The organism is Paractinoplanes maris (genome assembly GCF_023544465.1).
GTDB classification, from domain to species: Bacteria; Actinomycetota; Actinomycetes; order Mycobacteriales; family Micromonosporaceae; genus Actinoplanes; species Actinoplanes maris.
Window position 1 is genome coordinate 321,935 of sequence record NZ_JALPVL010000002.1, and the last position, 19,897, is coordinate 341,831.

Here is a 19,897-nt window from a genome sequence, read left to right on the forward strand (position 1 = left end):
TCGTGGTTTAGCGGGCCGGCTTTCGCCGGTGCCTCAGCCATGACCCAGCCATGACCTGAGACACCAAGCCAGAGCCGGCCCGGGCAGCGACATGACGTCGCTGCCTTTTTGTTTGCCGGCTCTCACCGTGGGCGCCGGCTGAGGAGTGGAGACCCACCGTGACTGCCCCCGAGGTTCAACGCGTTCGTGACCAGCGCATCGACAAGGTCGTGCCGCTGATGAGCCCCGCGCTGCTGCACCACGAGCTGCCGCTGACCGGCGAGTTGCACGACACCGTGCTGGAGGGCCGCCGCCAGGTCGAGGACGTGCTCAACGGCCGGGATCCGCGGCTGCTCGTCGTGGTCGGCCCATGCTCGGTGCACGACCCGGCCGCCGCCGGTGAATACGCCTCGCTGCTGTCGTCGGCGGCCCAGCGGTTCGCGGACGACCTGCTGGTCGTGATGCGCGTCTACTTCGAGAAGCCGCGCTCCACCGTCGGCTGGAAGGGCCTGATCAACGACCCGGCGCTGGACGGCACCGGCGACGTCGGCACCGGGCTGCGGATCGCCCGCCGGCTGCTGCTCGAGATCGTCGGCCGCGGGCTGCCGACCGCCGTCGAGTTCCTCGACCCGATCACCCCGCAATACATCGCGGACACGGTGGCCTGGGGGGCGATCGGCGCCCGGACGGTCGAGTCGCAGGTCCACCGGCAGCTCGCGTCCGGCCTGTCGATGCCGATCGGCATGAAGAACCGCCCCGACGGCAGCATCGCCACCGCGATCGAGGCCATCCAGGCGGCCGAGGTGCCGCACGTGTTCCCCGGCATCGACTACTCCGGCACCCCGGCGATCCTGCACACCACCGGCAACCCCGACACCCACCTGGTGCTGCGCGGTGGCGGCGGACAGCCCAACTACAGCGCCCAGGACGTGGCGGGTGCCCTCGAACTGCTGCGCGAGGCCTCACTGCCCGAGCGTCTGGTGATCGACTGCTCGCACGGCAACAGCGGCAAGGACCACCTGCGCCAGCCCGTGGTCGCCGATGACGTGGCCGGTCAGATGGAGGCCGGTCAGCGCGGCATCAGCGGCGTCATGCTCGAGAGCTTCCTCGTGCCCGGACGGCAGAACCTGGGTGGTGAGCTCACGTACGGGCAGTCGGTGACCGACGCCTGCATGGGCTGGGACCCGACCGTCGAGGTGCTGGAGCGGCTCGCGGCGGCCTCGGCCAAGCGGCGTGCCCTGCTCAGCTGAGCTACATCCCTTTGAACGCCCCGGATTCACAGCCGGGGCACAGGGTCGGCATAACGGCGGGACAGGGCCGGCGTCGAATCTTGTCGAGGTAAAGGTCCGCTTTTCTGTGGAGAGCCTCGATGACGACGACGTTGCCCGTCCCGCCGCCGGTCGCGCCCGACCGGCCGGCGCCACCGCCGGCCCGGCGCACGGCCGACCCCGTCTGGGTACGCCCGGCACTGCTGGCCCTGCTGCTGGCCACCGCCGTGCTCTACCTCTGGGGCCTGAGCCGGAACGGCTGGGCCAACTCCTTCTACTCGGCCGCCGTGCAGGCCGGCTCGGCGAGCTGGAAGGCGTTCTTCTTCGGCTCGTCCGACGCGGCCAACTCGATCACGGTCGACAAGACGCCCGCCGCGTTGTGGGTGATGGCGCTGTCGGCCCGGGTCTTCGGGGTCAACGCCTGGAGCATCCTGGTGCCGCAGGCGCTGATGGGCGTGGCCAGTGTCGGCCTGCTCTTCGCGACGGTGCGCCGCTGGTACGGCCCGGCGGCCGGCCTGATCGCGGGCGCGGTGCTCGCAACGACCCCGATCGCCGTGCTGATGTTCCGTTTCAACAACCCGGACGCCCTGCTGGTGCTGCTCATGGTGGCCGCGGCCTACGCCACCGTCCGGGCCATCGAGAACGGCTCGACCAAGTGGATCATGCTGGCCGGGGTCTTCGTCGGCTTCGGCTTCCTGGCCAAAATGCTGCAGGCGCTGCTCGTGGTGCCGGCCTTCGCCCTGGCCTACCTGGTCGCCGGGCCGCCCAAGCTGGGCAAGCGCATCGGGCAGCTGCTGCTCTCCGGGGTGGCGCTGGTCGTCTCGGCCGGCTGGTACATCGCGATCGTCGAACTGGTGCCGGCCTCGATGCGGCCCTACATCGGCGGCTCGCAGAACAACAGCATCCTCGAGCTCACCCTCGGCTACAACGGGCTCGGCCGGCTCAACGGTGACGAGACCGGCAGCGTCGGCGGCGGTGGCGGCGCGGGCGGCGGCATGTGGGGGTCGACCGGGCTGCTGCGCATGGTCGAAAGCGCGCAGGGCGGACAGATCTCGTGGCTGCTGCCGGCGGCGCTGATCCTGCTGGTCGTGGGGCTGGTGGTGACGGCCCGCCGGGCGCGTACCGACCGGCAGCGGGCCGGGCTGCTCGTCTGGGGCGGCTGGCTGCTGATCACCGGGCTGGTGTTCAGCTTCATGCAGGGCATCTTCCACGCTTACTACACGGTCGCGCTGGCCCCGGCGATCGGCGCGGTGGCCGGCATGGGAGTGGCGCTGCTCTGGCGGCGCGGGCTCCTCGGCGCGGTCACGCTGGCGGCGACCGTGGCGGTCACGGCCTGGTGGTCCTATCACCTGCTGGCGCGGAGCGCGGACTTCCTGCCCTGGCTGCGGTGGGTGGTGCTGATCGGCGGGCTGGTGGGGGCGGTGGCGCTGCTCGGCGCCCTTCGCCTGCCGGCTCGGGTCGCCGCGCTGGCGGCGGGGGTTTCGCTGGCCGCGGTGCTTGCGGGTCCCAGCGCGTACGCCGTGCAGACCGCGGCCGAGGTCCACACGGGGTCCATTCCGTCGGCCGGGCCCGCTGTGGCCGGCGGCTTCGGCGGCGGGCCGGGGCGTGGTGGTTTCGGCGGCAACCGTGGTGGCTTCCCGGGTGGGGGCTTTCCCGGTGGTGGCCAGGGCGGCTTGCCTGGCGGTGGTTTCCCGGGTGGGACCAACCAGAACGGCGGCACTGGGCAGAACGGCACCGCCCAGGGCGGCAACGCTCAGGGCGGCACCGCTCAGGGCGGCACCGCTCAGGGCGGACGCTTCGGCGGACGTGGCACCGGCGGCGGTATGCGCGGTGGCGGTGGCGGTCTGCTCGACGCGGCGACGGTCAGCGACGAGATGAAGGCCCTGCTCGAAGCCGACGCCGACCAATACACCTGGGCGGCGGCCGCGGTGGGATCGCAGAGTGCGTCCGGCTACCAGCTGGCGACCGGCGACCCGGTGATGGCAGTGGGCGGCTTCAACGGCAGCGACCCCTCGCCCACCCTCGCCCAGTTCCAGCAGTACGTGGCCCACGGTCAGATCCACTACTTCATCGCCGGCGGCGGCTTCGGCGGCGGACGCAGCATGGGCGGCAGCAGCGCCAGCTCGGAGATCGCGACCTGGGTCTCGGAGAACTTCACGGCCCGGACCGTCGGCACCACCACGGTCTACGACCTGACCCAGCCCACCTCATCGACAACCGCCTGACAGCCTTTTCCTCCCCACATCGGCCGGCTCCCACCAGGAGCCGGCCGATGTCTTGCTGCCCTAATCCATTCACCGCAGACAGCAGCTTCGCCCCTTCCCCGCCGGCGGCTCACCTCTCAGCCCGCACGGCACACCCGGGTCGCCACGCCAATCCGTACGATTCGCAGCTTCGCCCTTCCTCGCCCGCCGCTCATTCCGCGCGGCGCACCCGGTCGCGATGCCGACCCGTACGGTTCACAGCGACGCCACAGGATGAGCACAAATCACCCTCAGCACCCGCGATCACCGTTGTGGCATGAGCCTTTCGACGCAGCCGGCGAACGCGGCGGCCCCGACCCGAACCGACTCCCCGGTGCTCGACGTGGTCGTTCCGGTCTACAACGAAGAGATCGACCTCGAGCCCTGCGTGCGGCGGCTTCACGCGTACCTGAGCGCCTCGTTCCCCTACCGCTTCCGCATCACCATCGCCGACAACGCGAGCACCGACTCCACGCCCGCCGTGGCCGGTCGGCTCGCCTACGAGCTGCCCGAGGTGGCTTCGGTGCGGCTGGCCGAGAAGGGCCGGGGGCGCGCGTTGAAGTACGTGTGGACGCAATCCGACGCGCCGGTGCTGGCCTACATGGACGTCGACCTTTCGACCGACCTGGGCGCCCTGCTGCCGCTGGTCGCGCCCTTGATCAGCGGGCACTCGGACCTGGCGATCGGCTCCCGCCTGGCCCGCGGCTCCCGGGTGGTGCGAGGCGCGAAGCGGGAGTTCATCTCCCGCAGCTACAACCTGATCCTGCGCAGCACCCTCTTGGCCCGGTTCTCCGACGCCCAGTGCGGCTTCAAGGCCATCAGGTCGGACGTGGCCGCCCGCCTGCTGCCGATGGTCGAGGACACGGGTTGGTTCTTCGACACCGAGATGCTGGTGCTGGCCGAACGAGCCGGCCTGCGCATCCACGAAGTACCGGTCGACTGGGTGGACGACCCCGACAGCCGGGTCGACATCGTGTCCACCGCCGTAGCCGACCTCAAGGGCATCGTCCGCCTGCTGCGCGCCTTCGGCTCGGGCCGGCTCCCCCTGGCCACGCTTCGCGATCAACTCGGCCGCGACCCGCTCCCGGTGGCCGGCGTACCCGCGGGCCTGACCGGCCAGCTGATCCGCTTCGCCGCCGTGGGGGTGGCCAGCACGCTGGCCTACCTGGCCCTGTATGCCCTGCTCCGCCAGGGAATGGGTCCACAGTGGGCCAACTTTGTGGCCCTCCTGCTCACCGCGGTCGCCAACACCGCCGCCAACCGCCGCTTGACGTTCGGCGTACGAGGCAACGACAGCGTCTGGCGTCACCAGACCCAAGGCCTGATCGTCTTCGGCATCGGGTTGGCCCTGACCAGCGGAGCCCTGGCCGTTCTGAGCGCCCTGCATTCCGCCCCACCCAAGCCGGTGGAACTGGCCGTCCTGATAGCCGCCAACCTCCTGGCCACCGCAGTCCGTTTCCTGCTCCTGCGCATCTGGGTCTTCCGGTCCCGTCCCCCAGCGGAAGCCACCGCCTGACTCAGCCGTCATCGCCCTGCCCAGACCACATGCCGGCCCAACCAAGCTCCGAGGAGGTGGCAGCCAGCCCGTTCCGCAGGTCCGGGTCAGCGAGTTCCCGGCGAACGCGGGCCGGCGTCAGCTCACCGACCGCCCGCAGATGCGTTCATGAACGAGCCGTGACCAGGGCACGGTCGGCCGAACCCGGCCTCCGCAGCCGCGTGCCGTACGGCTCGCGTACACCGACGGCAACACGCGGGCGGCCCGTTCGTCGCGTACTCGTCGGCAACCACGCCCAGGCGTTCGCCCTGCCCGCCGCCGAGTGGGACACCACCCTCGTCAGCAACCACGCCCAAGCGGTGGCCTTGTCCGCCGCCGAGCCGAGCACCACCGCCGTCAGCAACCACGCCGAGTGCGGCACGCCGCCACGGCTTTCACGACCGGCGACGCTCCGGGCGAGGCCGAAGATGGTGAGTGCCCGAAACGGGGCTATTGCTCCGGCGGCAGTTGGTCCGGAGTTATCCGCTGGGGGCGGCCCGGCGGCCGGCGAAGCACAGCGGCGGCGATGACCACCGTGGCGAAGAAGGCGGCTGCCGCCGCGGCGACCCACCAACCGAGGACGCCGAGGATCAGGGCGGCGATCCAGATGGTGACGGCAGTCAGGAGTAATGACCAGGACGGGCGTTTGGGACGGGGTGGTTCCAACCGGCCGCTGGTCATGCGGGCGCAGAACTCAGGATCATCACGACGAAGCTGACGCTCGAGCTGTGCCAAGCGCCGGTTGTCTTCCCTGCTCAACATGTCGCCACCTCCGGTCGGCCCGCGCCCTTGCTCGCATCGGACGGCACGCACTCCGATCAATGCCATTGTTACTCACACGTTGCCTTCCGGATACCACCAGAATTCCGCGCCGCTCACCCACCGGGACAAAACCCTCAAGACGACCCTTCGTGACCGGCCTCCATCCCATGCCGTGGACCGCTCACACGACCCCGGTGTCGCTCAGCAGATGACAGCGTCATGCCACTTCGTCCGACCCACGAGCAGCCCACACCCGCCGTCCGGAGAGTGGTCAGTTCCTCCACAGTCCCGAGTCAGGACCGCCGCCACACATAGCGCGCGACCTCCGCCTGATACGTGTCCACGACGCAATGGAGGCCGGCGCTGTGTCGAAAGCGTGCCTCCTCATGGCTTCACCGAACGTCAGCGCGTGCACGAGTGGGACTGCACTGATGGGACGAACCAGAAGCGGCAGTTCGTTGACGGCACGTGCGTACCAGATAACGCGCTCGCCCGCGGCCTGGTCGTCACCGCACCAGGAAGGCCAGCGGGCCACCTCGGCCAGCACTCTCTGCCCGACCGCGCAAGATTCTTGGGCCATCCGGCGGGCACGGCAGACGACACAGCGCGCCATCCGGCGGGCACGGCAGGCGACACAGCGCGCCATCCGGCGGGCACGGCAGGCGACACAGCGCGCCATCCGGCGGGCACGGCAGACGACACAGCGCGCCATCCGGCGGGCACGGCAGACGACAGAAAGCGGACGGCGGGCCCTCCAGCGCGGATGGGGTCCATCCAGCACGGCCGGTAGCCAATCCAGCGCCGCCACCACGCTGACCGCAAACGACCCGGTGCGTACGGCGGGCCGTCGAGCGCGGATGGCGAGCCAATCGCGCAACTGGCGACGGTGGACGGTGAACGACCCGGCGCATACCTCGAGCGACCCGGCGCGGACAGGCCGCACCCGGTCGCGGTCACCGGGTCGAGCGTTGAGCTCGGAGAGCCGCGACCGGGGTGGGTTGGCGCGTTACTCGAAGGTGACTGTGGCTTCGGGGACCTCTCGGGCTCGGGCGACCTCGGCGGCTTCCTTTTCGATCTGTTTGCGGCGTGGGGACGGGAGTGAGCTGAACGTGGTGACGGTCAGGTCGACCCGCTTGCGGCCGGCGATCTTGGCTCGCCATACGCCGGTGATCTCGCCGTCGAGCAGGAGGGCGCCTGGGTTGCCGAGCGTGCGCCAGACGTCTTTCTGCTGGTCGCGATCGGGGACCAGCAGGTCGCGGTCGCGGGCCTGGAGCAACGGATCCATCGGTGGGACGAAACGGGCGCCGGACGGGGCGGACGCGGCCTTGAGCTTCGTCAGGGCGTCGGTGGGGATCCATGCCTTGCGGCCGTCCACGGTCACCTCGGTCAGGCGGTCGGCGGGCCAGACGGATTTCATCTCGGCCGTCGAGCTGCCCAGATATTTCCCCACCTCGATCGGGCCGGCCGGGCCCAGGAAGCGCAGGTAGGTCAGGATCAGCTCGTCGAGGCCTTCAGACTCGGTCGGGCGTGGCGGCGCGTCGGGGATCGGGCCGAGCATCGCGTCGCGGCCACGGGACTGGACCTCGATGCCGCCGGCCAGGCCGGAGTGCTGCCAGACGTTTCCGGCGATGTGCCGGGCCTCGCAGCTGCGGCACTCGTAGGTCAGCGAGCGCGGCACCCGTCTGCTCACCTCGGTGCTCACCTCGCCGCGGGGCATCGCGTCGTGCACGACCTCGCGGAACGCGTCGGCGGTGACCCGGAACGCCTCGATCCCGAGTTTCATGCCGTCGGGGATCTGGCCGCTCTTGATGCGCGCCGAGGCGTCGGCGTCGCTGATCGGCCACAACTGTCTGACCAGGGTGGTCAGGTCGGCGCGACGATGCCGATGAGGTGCCCCGCGAGCTGCCCACACGGTGATCAGCCGGTCGTCGGCGGCGGCGGCGCTGGTGCGCGCGGCCAGGGCCACCTCGGCCGAGCCGGGTGTGTATTCCTGCACGCCGAGATCGAGGATCGGCAGGTCGGCGGGGCGGGCGGAGCTGCGCTGGGCCAGGCCGAGCGCGGCCACCCGGTAGGCCATTGCTTGTGCACGGTCGACGGTGACCACGACACCCCCAAGGAGCGATTCAGGTGCGACGACCGTACCGCCGGGCTGCGACATTTTTCAGTCGATCGCTACGCCGGCCGGACTGGTGCTCGACCAGCTCCCAGGTGTCGAGCCGGCTCGACCCGTGCGGCCCCTCCTGCAGGATCGGGGGCTCGCCGGTGAGCCGATAACCGCAGCGCCGGGCCACGGCGGTGCTGCTGACGTTTCGCGGATCGATCCTCAGGAGCAGCCGGCTGAGATGCAGACTGCTCTGGGCGTACGCCGAAAGCAGTGACAACGCGCCCGACGCGAGCCCGCGCCGGCGCTCCCGGACGTCGACCAGATAACCCAGCTCGGCCTCTTTGAGGCCGAGGTCGACACCGAAGAGCAGGACCTCGCCGAGGGGCCGGCCACCATCGGCCGTGATCGCCAGCTGGATCCGCTGACCGGTGACGCGATTTTGATAGCAGCGCTTCAGGTACGCGATGCCGGCCTCGACGTCGAACGGCGACGGCATCGGCGTCCACCGGGCGATCTCGGGTTCGTCGAGCATGCGCACCAGGTCATCGAGGTCCTCGGAGCGCCATTCGCGCAGGAGGATGCCGTCTCCGGTCAGGGTGAGCGGAAAAGGGAGACGGCTGGCGGCCATGAATGGATCCTGCCCGGAAGGACCGGTTCCGGCCAGTAGCGTGGGATATGAAGCCCATGAGTGATTAGTCATGCCCGAAACGTCGGATAGCCGCTACCGTCCGCGACGAAACAGCGCGATGATGACCATTGCCCTCCCATGTCTGACCAAAGTGGAGGGTTTTCGGGTGGGAGGACCCGGCGAGTCGTACCGTAGGTGGCGTGGAGGGATCAACCGCAGCGACGACCCGGCGAGGCGAGACCTATGCCGGGCGGTCACGCGAGCAACGGGCCAGCGAGCGGCGGGCCCGGATCGTGGCGTCGGCGGTGCACCTCTTCGGGACCCGCGACTACGAGGACGTCACCGTGGCCGACGTCTGCACCACGGCTCGGGTGTCCAAAAGGTACTTTTACGAGCATTTCGAGGATCGGGCCGACCTGCTGCTCAAGGTCAATCGCGAGCAGAACGAGTGGCTGCTCCGCGGGGTTGCGGCTGCGGTCCCGGCTCAGCCGGCGAGCCTCGCGGAACTGTTCGGCCCGGCGCTGCACACCCTGGTCAGCATGCTGAAGAGCAACCCCGAGAGCGCCCGCGTGATCTACGTGAACGCGCCACGCATGGAGAGCCGGCGCCGCGGGGTGCTGCGCGAGGACGCCCAGTTCGTCGCCGCCGTGCTGCGGCGGGCCGGGGGCACACCCCAGGACCAGATCGGGTACGACCGGACGCTGCTCGCCCTGGTGGCCGGCCTCAGCGAAGTGATCATCGACTGGATCTCACACGACATGGCCGGCGACCCCGACCGCCTCGCCGACCACCTGACCACCGTCGCCTTGGCCCTCACCACCACCGCCGTCTCGCTCTGAAGCGCGCCGAGCCACTCCGGCGACCCGACCCCGAACCAACCGGCGCACCGGCCTTGGCGCAGAGGGCGGCGGACGGCGGACGGCGGGACGGCATCAGAGGCGGCGGGGGTGGTGGGTGGCGCCAGCAACGACGGGGTGGCGCCAGCGACGACGGGTTGCGCCAGCAACGACGGGTTGCGCCAGCAACGACGGGGTGGCGCCAGCAACGACGGGTTGCGCCAGCAACGACGGGTTGCGCCAGCAACGACGGGGTGGCGCCAGCAACGACGGGTTGCGCCAGCAACGACGGGGTGGCGCCAGCAACGACGGGTTGCGCCAGCAACGACGGGTTGCGCCAGCAACGACGGGGTGGCGCCAGCAACGACGGGTTGCGCCAGCAACGACGGGTTGCGCCAGCAACGACGGGTTGCGCCAGCAACGACGGGGTGGCGCCAGCAACGACGGGTTGCGCCAGCAACGACGGGTTGCGCCAGCAACGACGGGTTGCGCCAGCGATGACGGGTTGCGCCAGCGATGACGGTGATGCCAGTAACGATGGGTGGCGCCAGCGATGACGGGGTGGCGTCAGAGGCGGCGGGCGGTGATCTCCATGCCGGTGGCTCGCAGGCGGGTGACCAGCGCGTCGCCGATGGCTGTGGCCGGCGTCAGGACCCCGCCGCCCGAGGCCGGCAGCGCATCGCCGTCGAGGGCGAGCGCGAGCGCCGACTCACCGAGCATGACGGCGGTGGCCGCATAACCGGGATCCCCCTGAGCCCGGAACCGAGCCCCATAGCGCGCCCCGGTGGTCGTGGTGGTGAAGAAGTCGACGGTGAAGTGCCCGTCGCGCTGCGCCTTCTCACTGGGCCCGCTGCCCGGTGCGGGGAGGACGCGGTCGAGCACGAACCGGGTCGGCGGCAGCATCATCCCGGCCACCAGGGCGCCGAAGCCCAGCTTGAGGCCGTTCGCGATCAGGGGCGAGATCGGCGACGTCCCCACGCTCATCAGCTCGCGATAGCGGAAGCGGCGACCGTACCGATGGTTGTGCAGAGCGTTGCTGCGGCGCACGACCCGGGTGTTGTACGAGGCCATGAAGAACGGCGCGAGCGTGCCCCGCAGAGTCGGGTGGACGTCGGCCCCCTTGACCGTGGCCACGTCCCCCTGCCGGCCGAGGTCGGGCTCCTGGTTGCGGTCGGGGCTCAACGAATACGGGCTGGCGGCGAGCCGGCGCAGGCCGCGGTCGTTCCGCATCACGTCGAGTTGGTGGCGCAACGTGTCGATGGTGCCGCCGCTGACCCCACCGCTCATGCTGGTCACCACCATGGCGGTGTCGGTGAGCTCACCCTCCCCGTCCGCCGCGACCTGCTGGGCCAGGACGTGCACGCCGATGTCGGAGGGGATCGAGTCGAAGCCGCACGAGTGCACGATCCGGGCACCCGTCTCGCGAGCCCGTTCGTGGTTGGCGTCGATGCTCTGGCGGGCGAAGACGACTTCGCCGGTCAGGTCCACATAGTCGGTGCCGGACTCGGCGCAGGCGGCGGTCAGCGCGGCGCCGTATTTCAGGTAAGGCCCGACGGTGCTGAGCACAACCCGGGTCGAGGCGGCCAGCCGGGCGAGCGCGGCGTCGTCGTCGGCGTCGGCCACCAGGACCGGCCAGTCGACGCCGAGCTTGTCGCGGACGGCGGCCAGCCGGGGCGCGGACCGGCCGGCCAGCGCCAGGCGGGTGCCCGCCGGGGCGTGCTCGGCGAGGTAACGCGCGGTCAAGGCGCCGACGAACCCGGAGGCGCCGTAGACGACGATGTCGTGATCCCGAACCCGATCGCTCATGGTTCTGGATTCTCCATCAGCGCCCCCGGCCCGCTTGATCGGTTTAGTCTCGATCCGATTGTTCCCATCCACTTCCGGCTGGTGACCTGCACCGACGTGTGATGAGCCCGTCGTGGCCCACCGGCCCGGTCTGCGCGTAGCGGACCCCGCGGGCGGAACGCCGAGTCCTGCCGCCGCCCGACGGATCGAACTCTCACGGCATGGAGCGGGGGACCCACGTTCCTCGGCGCGTCCGCGCGCCTCGGGGTGAAGCCGCCACCTGTGCGGCCGGGCACCTCAGCCCGAACCCGACAGCTGACCTCGTAGGCGTGGAGGCCCATCTGTCATGCCACAAATCTGTCATCGTGCCCGCATCGCGCTGGTTGTCGTCACGGCCGGCCTGCTCGCGCCCGCAGCACCAGCCACCGCAGCACCAGCCATCGCAGGACCCGTCACCGCGGCGGCACCCTCCGGCGGCACCGAGGTCAACTGGGACGCCATCGCCCACTGCGAGTCAAGCGGAAACTGGAGCATCAACACCGGTAACGGCTATTACGGCGGCCTGCAATTCAGTGGCCGGACGTGGCGCGCCTACGGCGGATCACGCTTCGCCGGCACAGCCGACCAGGCCACTCGCGCCGAACAGATCCTGATCGCCGAGCGCGTCCTCGACGCGCAGGGCATCGGCGCCTGGCCGACTTGCGGCCGACGGGCCGGCTCGAGCAAGCAATACCGGGTCACGACCCCGCCGAGCCCGACGGGGCGTTCCTATGTCGTCCGGCTCGGCGACACGCTCGAGCTGATCGCCGACCGGACCAACATCGCCGGCGGCTGGCGTGCCCTCTATCGGATCAACCGGAACGTGATCAGCAGTCCGCACCGGATCTATCCCGGCCAGCGACTCAACCTCTGACCCGCGGATCATGATTTCGGCGTGACGAACTCGGGTTGGTCGAGGACGCGCAGCCAGCTGCCGTCGGGCTGGCGGCGCACCACCTGAGCCCGTGCACCCGAGCCGTCGCTGGGTGGCGTCGCGGTCAAGGCCAGGTCACCACTGATCAATGTCGGTAGCGGCTCCTCCGGGGTGAAGGCCGGCATATGCGGCAACGCCTCCTCCCACAGTCGTTGGATGGCAGCGCGGCCGACCGTTTGCTGCCCCGGCGGGTAGGCCATCACCGCGTGCGGCTCATAAAGGAGAGCCAGGCCCTCGGCGTCTTTGGCGTTCGCGCGCTCGACGAAGAGGCGGGTCAGGTCCTCGGGCCGGTGGGCCTTCGCTCGTTCGTTCATGGGTTCATGCTTCTCCAGGGCGCTGTACAAGTCCAACGCATAGTTCTTATGGAAACTAGAATTCGCAGTCATGGAACTGCGTCAGCTCGAGTACTTCGTGACCGTCGCCGAGGAGGCCAACTTCACCCGGGCCGCCGAACGCGTCCGTATCAGTCAGTCGGGGGTGAGTTCCCAGGTCAAAGCGCTGGAGCACGAACTGGGAGCCGTGCTGTTCGACCGTTCCGCCCGGACCGCACGGCTCACCGAGGCCGGTGTGGAGGCACTCCCGTACGCCAAAGCGGCCCTCGACGCCGTGGCCGACCTCCGCCAGGCGGTCGACGAGGTGCGCGGCCTGGTCCGCGGTCAGCTCACCGTCGGGATGGTGACCGGGTGTGAGGTCAAGCCGCTCTTCGCCGCGCTGGCGGCCTTTCGCCGGGAGCACCCGGCGATCGGGCTGGATCTGATCGAGGACCACTCCGACCAACTGGTCGCGGGCGTGCGGGTGAGCACGGTGGACATCGCTCTGGTGGGCGTGGCCGGCAGCCCACCGGAACACCTGGAGTCCCAGGTCATCGTCCGCGAAGGCCTGGTCGCGCTGGCCCCGGCCGGGTCCGAGATCGCGCGCCTCGACCGCATCCAGTTGGCCGAGCTCACCGCGCACCCTCTCGTCACCCTGCCCGAGGGCACCGGAATCCGCACCGTTCTCGACGACTCGTGCCTGGCCGCGGGCCTCTTTCCCGATGTGGCTCTGGTCGCCTCGGCGCCCGGGGCGGTGGCCGAGCTCGCCGCGCGCGGTCTCGGCCTGGCCGTGCTCAGCGAGTCCATGGCCACCGCCTTTCCCTCGCTCAAAGCCATCCCGATCGAGGGCCTGAGCATCCCCGCACTGCTGACGCTGGTCTGGCGGCCCCGCCTGAGCCCGGCTGTGGCCGCCCTGCTCCCCCACCTGCGCCAAGCCTTCGGCACCGGCGAACAGCCGCGATGAAGAACGAGCCCCAGCACCGGCGAACAGCGGCGGCACAGACCTCCGGGCGGGATCAGATCGACGTGACCAACGTGACCGACGTGATCGACAGGCGGAAGGCGCGGGCGGCGCGGGAGGCGCGGGAGGCGCGGGAGGCCGCAGGAGGCCCGGGAGGCGCGGGAGGCCGCAGGAGGCCCGGAGGCGCGGGAGGCGGCGGGGAGGCAGGGGAGGCAGCCTCAGACTCGCGGGTCGATGTGCATTTTCGGTGCCGATCCGCGCCGGCGCCCGGCGAGCACGTCGGCCGCGTCGTCCAGCCCGACCGTCTCGGCGACCAGCGGCCTCGGATCGACCGCCCCCGACGCGTACGCCTCGATGGTCGCACCCAGCCCGCCCGAAGCACTCAGAACGCCGGTCAGGGTGACGTCCTTGAGAACGGCCTGACGAGTGTCCACCAGGGACGGCTCGCCGGCGATGCCGATGCAGACGACCCGGCCGCCCGGCTCGACGCGGTCGAGGGCGAACGCCGGCAGCGAGGGTGCGTTGGTCGCGTCGATGATCGAGTCATACGGCCCGGACGGCAGCTCGTCGCGCGTCCACGCGTCGGCGAAACCCAGCGAGCGGGCGAACTCGAGCGACTCGTGGGTCGCGCCCAGCAGGTGCACGTCGGCACCACCGGCACGGGCGAACATGGCCGCCAGCAGGCCGATCGTGCCCGGCCCGAGGATCAGCACGGTGCGGCCCGGCGCGGGCTGGGCCGCCCGCACGGCGCGCAGCGCGTTGCCACCCGGCTCGACCAGCGCGCCCAGCGTGGCGTCGACCTCATCGGGCAGGGCGAACAAAGCCTTGGCCGGCACCGGCAGCCGCTCGGCCAGCGCGCCCGGCCAGCCGTGCCGGATGCCGATCTCGTAACGGTCGGCGCACAGGTGCTGCCGCCCGTTGGTGCACCGCGCGCACTTCCCGCAGCCGAGCATGGTGTCGCCGGTGACCCGCCGGCCCAGCCACGAGGCGTCGACGCCGGGCCCGACGGCCGACACCACGCCGCTCCACTCGTGCCCGATGCGCACCGGATAGGTGGCGTCGCCGGTCGCCAGATAGGCCATCTCACCGCTGAGGAACTCCATGTCGGTGCCGCAGACCCCGGCCCGCTCGACGTCGACGACCACCTCACCGTCGCCGGCCACGGGCGGATCGACCTCGACGACCTCGGCCTGCCCCGGTCCGGTGATCACGAAAGCGCGCATGCCCACAGTCTGCCGCGCCCGGACGCCGGGCGACGGTGATGCCGCTGACAGTCAGCGGGCCGGCTCGGGGACTGGCCGGGTGGTGCGGGTCGTGGCGAGGCGGGGCTCGGCCAGGACGGCCAGGAAGGCGATGGCCGACAGGGCGGCTCCGGCCAGGGCCGGCGCGCGGGGGCCGGCGGTGGTGAGCAGGGCGCTGCCCAGCAGGGCGCCGGAGGTGATGCCCACGTTGAAGGCCGTGGACGTGCCCGCCGCCGCCATGTCGGTGGTGGTGGGAGCGACCTCCAGGACCCGCACGCCCAGGATCGAGGCGGCGCCGGACAGGGCGAACCCGGCGAACGCGGTGGCCGCCACCGCGGTGATCTGATCGGCCCCGAAGGCGAACTGGACGGTCAGGGCCACCGCCTGCAGGGCGGTCACCACCAACCAGCTCGGCCAGCCCCAGCGGCTGACGACCAGGCCCGCGACCAGGACGCCGAGCAGACCGGCGACGCCGCGGAGCAACAGGATCGGGCCCAGCGCGGACGGGTCGAAGCCGCTCACCCGGGTCAGGAACGGGTCGATGTAGGTGAAGGCGGCGAACGCCCCGGCGACGGTGATCGCGCTGGCCACCACGAGCACGCGGTAACGCCCGGCGTCGGGGGCCGTGCCCCGGTCGGCGTCACTCGCGCCGCGCGGGGTCTCGGGCAGGAGAACCAGCACGACGACCAGGACGACGACGCCGAGCGCACCGAGGACCAGGAAGGGCGGACGCCAGCCCGCCTGCTGGCCCAGCCAGGTGCCCAGCGGAACGCCGACCAGCGGGGCGGTCGAACTGCCGGCGAACACCATGGACAGCGCGCGACCCCGCAGCCGCTGCGGGAACAGCCCGGCCGCGGCGGGGGTGACGACCGCCCAGAAGACGGACTGGCTCACCGCGATCGCGACCCGGGCGGCCAGCAGCGACGCGTAGTCGACGGCCAGGGCCGAGAGCGCGGTCGCGACGGCGAAGACAGCCAGCAGGACGACCAGCAGCCGGCGCCGCGGCCAGGACGAGGTGAGCCGGGTGAGCGGGAGCGTCACGGCCACCACGACGAGCCCATACGCCGTCACCAGCAGGCCGATCGAGGACTCGCTGACGCCCAGGTCAGCAGCCATCGCGGCGAGCAGGCCGATCGGCAGCGTCTCGACCGTGACGTAGAGGAACGCGGCGAGCGACAGCGCCGCCAGGGCCACCCACGCACGCGTCCGGCTCATGACCTGACGCTATCGAGGGCGTACGACAAAATGTCGCCGAAGAATGTCGCCGAAGCAGGGGCGTCGATCCGTTCGGCCGATCAAAGGCCGTGGCCCGCGCCCTTACGATGCCCGTCGTGTCTCATCGGATCATGCGAGCAGCGCTGTCGGCCGCCCTCGTCACGGGCTCGACCGCGCTCGTCCTGAGCGCCCCCGGCCCGGCCTCGGCCGTCGACCTCGCGAAGCCCCTCGAGATCGCGTCGTTCGGTGACCTCGTCGTGGACGGCCCCGGCAAGCGGATCCACATCTCCGATCCGGTCGGCGGCAAGCTGGTCACGACGGACTTCGCCGGGGTGGTCCAGAACACCTCGACCGACAATCCCGGTATCACCGGGCTGACTCTCACCAAGAGCGGCGACGTCTATGCCGCGTCGCCCAGCCGGAACGCGCTCATCGCCTTCAACGCGACCGGCAAACGGCTCGAAACCTACCCGAACACCGAGGTCGAGCCGGCCACCGTGGCCGAGGCCGGCGGCTCGTTGTGGTTCGGCGCGGCCGGCGGCGGGCTGGGCAAGCTCCAGCGCGGCGACGAGGACGAGCTGGTTCCCGACCTCACCAGCACGACCTTCGACAAGGCGCCGGCCCTGGCGGCCAATGGCAACCTGATCGCCGCGGTCGACCCGTCGGCCGCCGCCGGCACCGTCAGTGTCATCGACGTCTCGACCGCCACCCCGTCCACCGTGGTCACCCAGGGTCTCGGTCAGACGCGTGACCTGGCGTTCACCGCCGACGGCAGCCGGCTGGTCGTGACCGGGCCCAAGGGCCTGGCCCGCGCGGTGAAGCCGGCCGACCTGAGCACGATCCAGAACTACACCGCCGGCACGGACGGCAACGCCGTGGCCGTGAAGCCGGACGGCACCGTCGCGGTCGGCATCGGTGGCACGACCAGTAAGGCCGTCTCGGTCTTCGCGCCCGGCTCGGCCACCCCGGCCAAGCAGTTCTCGCTCAAGGGCACCGGCACACTGCAGCCCGGCGGTCTGGCCTGGGAGCCCGGTGGCCCGCGCCTGTTCGGCGTCTCGGGCAGCGGTGGCAAATACTCGCTGCAGATCTTCGGCGACCCGAGCAAGCTCGCCACCGCGCTTCAACTGACCGTGCCGGCCAAGCTGTCGTTCGGTCAGACGGCCACGATCACCGGCACCTTCACCGGCGCGGTCCCGGCCGGGCTGCCCGTGGTGATCACCCGCAAGGACGCGGCCGGCAGCCGCCGCGTGGGCCCGCAGACGGTGCCCGCCTCCGGCAAGTTCTCGATCAGCGACAAACCCACCCGGGCCGGATCGGTCACCTACACCGTCGCCTTCGCCGGCAACGCCGACTACCTCCCGGTCACCGCCACCAAGTCGTTCCCGGTGGGCACGATCAAACCGACGACACTCACTCTTGACCGCAACGGCAGCACCTTCGCCGCCGGGTCGACGGTGACGTTCACCGCCAAGCTGGGCGCCACCCACTCGAGCCGTACGGTCGAGATCTGGGCCGACCCGTACGGCAGTGACCTGCCCAATCGCCTCGTGCGCACGGCCACGGCGAGCAGCCAGGGCGTCGTGACCGCATCGGTCAAGCTGACCCGCACGACGACCATGTCGGCGATCTTCCGCGGTGACGCCTTCACCTCGGCGCGCACGGTCAAGTCGACGGTCGCCACCAAGGTCAGCGTCTCGGTCGCGCTCGACCGGCACTACGGGACAGGCAACATCGGCTCCGTGTCGTATCACTTCCTGCGCTCGACGATCAATCCGCAGTTCATCACCAGCATGTCGGCCTACCCGGGCCGGTCGGCCTATCTGGAGATCCAGTATCACGACGGCAAGCAGTGGCAGCCGTGGAAGGCCGTCTATACCAAGCTGTACGACAACAAGGCCTACAACGAGCTGACCGGCACCCACACCGTCGGGTTGATGTATCGGGTACGGGCCTCCTACATCTACGCCAAGTCGGGCGACACGGTGAACACCACGACCTACGGCACCTACAAATACTTCACCTTCACGAAGTAGCCGTGCGGGCCGGCACTCGAGCCTGCTTAGACTCGACGCTTGTGACGAGACGACCCCGCCTGGAGATCGAGTACTGCACGCAGTGCCGCTGGCTGCTGCGGGCCGCGTGGACGGCTCAGGAGCTGCTCACCACGTTTCAGAAGGAGCTGGGTGAGGTGGCCCTGGTGCCCGGCACGGGCGGGGTGTTCGAGATCCGGCTCGACGAGGAGCTGCTCTGGTCCCGCCGGGAGAGCGGCTTCCCGGAGCTGCCCGAGCTGAAGCGGCTGGTGCGCGACCGCATCGCCCCCGGCCGCTCCCTCGGCCACACCGACCGCGCGAGCGAGGACCGGCCGAGCGACCACGCCGGCCAGGACGCGGGTAATGCGATGGCGACGACCGACGAATCGCCCTAACGTCGGCCGCGTGATCTATCAGCATCCGCTGCACTACCTGCTCGGTGTCGAGGGGCTGTCCCTTCTCCGGGCCTACGGCGGGGAGCGCGACCGCGCCTTCGCCGAGGAGCGGGTGGCCGAGATCCGCCAGCTGCTGGACGACCCGGCGCTGGCCGTCGACGGGGTCGAGGCTCGCGCGGTCGACACGGTCACCGGTTATCGCGTGTGGTCCGAGACCTACGACCAACCGGGCAACGGCCTCTTCGCGTACGAGGAACCGTTCGTCCGCGGCATCGTCGAGGCGCTCGAGCCCGGGGTCGCCGTCGACGCCGCCTGCGGCACCGGACGGCACGCGGCCCATCTCGCGTCGCTCGGCCATCGAGTGACCGGAGTGGACAGTTCGCCCGACATGCTGGCCCAGGCCCGCGTCCGCGTGCCGCAGGCGACCTTTCTCGAGGGCGACCTGGACGCGTTGCCGGTGGCCGACGAGCACGCCGACCTGGTGATCTGTGCGCTCGCCCTGGCCCATCTGCCCGATCTGCGCCCGGCGCTGGCCGAGCTGGCGCGGGTCCTCAAGCCCGGCGGCCATCTGATCGTCACCGACATCCACCACGAGCGGGTGCTGCTCGGCTCGGTGCCGCACGTCCGCACCGACGACGACGAGCCCCGGCTGATCCCCTCCCACCGGCACCGGGCCAGTGATTATCTGGCCGCCGCCCTCCCGCACGGCCTGATCGTGCGGGCGTGCGCCGAGCCGATCGCCGACGGCCCGGTCGGCCGGCGCTTCCCGATCGAGGAGTGGGACACCTGGCCGTGGACCCTGATCGGCCAGGCCCCCGAGGCCTTCCAGGCGGCGGCGGCCGGCTCCCCGGTCGCGATCATGTGGCATTTCCAGGCGGGTCAGCGCGAGAAGAGCACGTCCAGGTCGCGCTCGGCGTAGAGCCGGTGCTGCCACTCCTCGTTCAGAACGGTCAACAGACATTTCCGTACGGGGAAAGCCCGCGGCGGCGGCCAGCCGGCTCCCTCGACGGCTGTGGTGTCGGCGGCCAGCGACTCGTCGGTGAGCCCGTCGATCACCCGGCGCACAGTCGCCATCCGGTCGAGCCGCACCGCCAGCACCTCGTCGAGGCTGGGCCGCACCGTCCGATCCCGCGGCACCCCGGGCGTGTCTTCCATCCCGTCCCACGGCAGGTCGAGCGGGTGCCACGGCGCCGGGTCGCCCAGGATCGCCCGGGAGACCCACGCGTCGGTGGCGAACGCCAGGTGCCGCAGCGTCTCGATGAACGACCACTCGCTGTCGACCGACTCGTGCAGGAGCGCGGGCGGAAGCTTGCGGGCCCGCTCGACGGTGCCCTCCCACAACCGCTCGACGATGTCCCACGCCTCGCGGAAGCCGGCCGGATCGACTGGTCGCATCTTGGGCCGGTCCGGGTCGCGCCGGTCCAGCTCGGCCTCGATCAGCGGCGCCACGTCGACCCCGTTGATCACCAGGTTCTCGACCCCGCCGTCGATGCTGACGTTGCCCAGATAGACGCCCCGCATCACCGAGTCGAAGAAGTCGGTGTCGCGGAAGACGCTGCGGCGCAGGTCGACGAAGTTGAACCGGGAACCGCTCAGGTCTTGGTGCTCGAAATCAGCCATGAGCGGCACGGT

General features: G+C 70.9%; 17 protein-coding genes and 1 riboswitch. Of the genes, 9 read left to right on the forward strand and 8 right to left on the reverse strand.

Going from position 1 to position 19,897, the window contains the following annotated elements:
- Positions 1-158 precede the first annotated feature (158 nt).
- The 3 genes from NAG42_RS06435 to NAG42_RS06445 all read left to right on the forward strand — a co-directional run bounded on the left by NAG42_RS06435 (position 159) and on the right by NAG42_RS06445 (position 5,006).
- Positions 159-1,229, forward strand: a complete 1,071-nt coding sequence (locus tag NAG42_RS06435) for a 3-deoxy-7-phosphoheptulonate synthase (RefSeq protein WP_308201119.1) — start codon at positions 159-161, stop codon at positions 1,227-1,229.
- Between the two features lie 119 nt (positions 1,230-1,348).
- Positions 1,349-3,472 (forward strand): glycosyltransferase family 39 protein, encoded by a 2,124-nt coding sequence (locus NAG42_RS06440; RefSeq protein WP_250028750.1) that lies wholly within the window; start codon positions 1,349-1,351, stop codon positions 3,470-3,472.
- A gap of 295 nt (positions 3,473-3,767) precedes the next feature.
- Positions 3,768-5,006: a bifunctional glycosyltransferase family 2/GtrA family protein gene (locus NAG42_RS06445; RefSeq protein ID WP_250028752.1), complete on the forward strand. Its 1,239-nt coding sequence runs from the start codon at positions 3,768-3,770 to the stop codon at positions 5,004-5,006.
- 468 nt (positions 5,007-5,474) lie between these two features.
- On the opposite strand, the gene NAG42_RS06450 is transcribed toward NAG42_RS06445, so the two are convergent.
- The 3 genes from NAG42_RS06450 to NAG42_RS06460 form a co-directional block, all read right to left on the reverse strand.
- Complete coding sequence (locus NAG42_RS06450) at positions 5,475-5,786, reverse strand: DUF3040 domain-containing protein (RefSeq protein ID WP_250028754.1); 312 nt, start codon at positions 5,784-5,786, stop codon at positions 5,475-5,477.
- Positions 5,787-6,792: 1,006 nt separating this feature from the next.
- On the reverse strand, positions 6,793-7,890 hold the full coding sequence (locus NAG42_RS06455; RefSeq protein ID WP_250028755.1) for a DNA glycosylase AlkZ-like family protein: 1,098 nt from the start codon (positions 7,888-7,890) through the stop codon (positions 6,793-6,795).
- Positions 7,891-7,909: 19 nt separating this feature from the next.
- Entirely contained in the window at positions 7,910-8,518 is a 609-nt protein-coding gene (locus NAG42_RS06460) for a GNAT family N-acetyltransferase (protein WP_250028757.1), read from the reverse strand.
- 200 nt (positions 8,519-8,718) lie between these two features.
- Between NAG42_RS06460 and NAG42_RS06465 the strand changes: the two genes are divergently transcribed.
- Positions 8,719-9,357: a TetR/AcrR family transcriptional regulator gene (locus tag NAG42_RS06465; protein ID WP_250028758.1), complete on the forward strand. Its 639-nt coding sequence runs from the start codon at positions 8,719-8,721 to the stop codon at positions 9,355-9,357.
- A gap of 564 nt (positions 9,358-9,921) precedes the next feature.
- Here the strand turns inward: NAG42_RS06465 and NAG42_RS06470 are convergent.
- Positions 9,922-11,160, reverse strand: a complete 1,239-nt coding sequence (locus tag NAG42_RS06470) for a saccharopine dehydrogenase family protein (protein WP_250028759.1) — start codon at positions 11,158-11,160, stop codon at positions 9,922-9,924.
- 186 nt (positions 11,161-11,346) lie between these two features.
- Positions 11,347-11,466, forward strand: a riboswitch (cyclic di-AMP (ydaO/yuaA leader).
- A gap of 19 nt (positions 11,467-11,485) precedes the next feature.
- On the opposite strand from NAG42_RS06470, the gene NAG42_RS43950 reads away from it, so the two are divergent.
- A complete protein-coding gene (locus NAG42_RS43950; protein WP_284044933.1) occupies positions 11,486-12,052 on the forward strand; it encodes a LysM peptidoglycan-binding domain-containing protein in 567 nt (188 codons plus the stop codon).
- Between the two features lie 8 nt (positions 12,053-12,060).
- Here the strand turns inward: NAG42_RS43950 and NAG42_RS06485 are convergent, their stop codons facing one another.
- Positions 12,061-12,426: a YybH family protein gene (locus tag NAG42_RS06485; RefSeq protein WP_250028760.1), complete on the reverse strand. Its 366-nt coding sequence runs from the start codon at positions 12,424-12,426 to the stop codon at positions 12,061-12,063.
- Between the two features lie 70 nt (positions 12,427-12,496).
- On the opposite strand from NAG42_RS06485, the gene NAG42_RS06490 reads away from it, so the two are divergent.
- Complete coding sequence (locus NAG42_RS06490) at positions 12,497-13,387, forward strand: LysR family transcriptional regulator (protein ID WP_250028761.1); 891 nt, start codon at positions 12,497-12,499, stop codon at positions 13,385-13,387.
- Between the two features lie 215 nt (positions 13,388-13,602).
- Here the strand turns inward: NAG42_RS06490 and NAG42_RS06495 are convergent, their stop codons facing one another.
- Positions 13,603-14,607, reverse strand: a complete 1,005-nt coding sequence (locus NAG42_RS06495; protein ID WP_250028762.1) for a zinc-dependent alcohol dehydrogenase — start codon at positions 14,605-14,607, stop codon at positions 13,603-13,605.
- Between the two features lie 51 nt (positions 14,608-14,658).
- The gene (locus NAG42_RS06500; RefSeq protein WP_250028763.1) at positions 14,659-15,840 is read right to left on the reverse strand and encodes an MFS transporter; all 1,182 of its coding nucleotides are present in this window, start codon (positions 15,838-15,840) and stop codon (positions 14,659-14,661) included.
- Between the two features lie 116 nt (positions 15,841-15,956).
- Between NAG42_RS06500 and NAG42_RS06505 the strand changes: the two genes are divergently transcribed.
- The 3 genes from NAG42_RS06505 to NAG42_RS06515 are packed head-to-tail and all read left to right on the forward strand — an operon-like array spanning position 15,957 to position 19,184.
- A complete protein-coding gene (locus tag NAG42_RS06505; protein ID WP_250028764.1) occupies positions 15,957-17,873 on the forward strand; it encodes a YncE family protein in 1,917 nt (638 codons plus the stop codon).
- Between the two features lie 41 nt (positions 17,874-17,914).
- Positions 17,915-18,265, forward strand: coding sequence for an Rdx family protein (locus tag NAG42_RS06510; protein ID WP_250028765.1), 351 nt, complete (start codon positions 17,915-17,917; stop codon positions 18,263-18,265).
- 10 nt (positions 18,266-18,275) lie between these two features.
- The gene (locus NAG42_RS06515) at positions 18,276-19,184 is read left to right on the forward strand and encodes a methyltransferase domain-containing protein (protein ID WP_250028767.1); all 909 of its coding nucleotides are present in this window, start codon (positions 18,276-18,278) and stop codon (positions 19,182-19,184) included.
- Here the strand turns inward: NAG42_RS06515 and NAG42_RS06520 are convergent.
- Positions 19,145-19,885: a DinB family protein gene (locus NAG42_RS06520; protein WP_250028769.1), complete on the reverse strand. Its 741-nt coding sequence runs from the start codon at positions 19,883-19,885 to the stop codon at positions 19,145-19,147. The two genes, NAG42_RS06515 and NAG42_RS06520, sit on opposite strands and share 40 nt — an antisense overlap.
- Positions 19,886-19,897 lie beyond the last annotated feature (12 nt).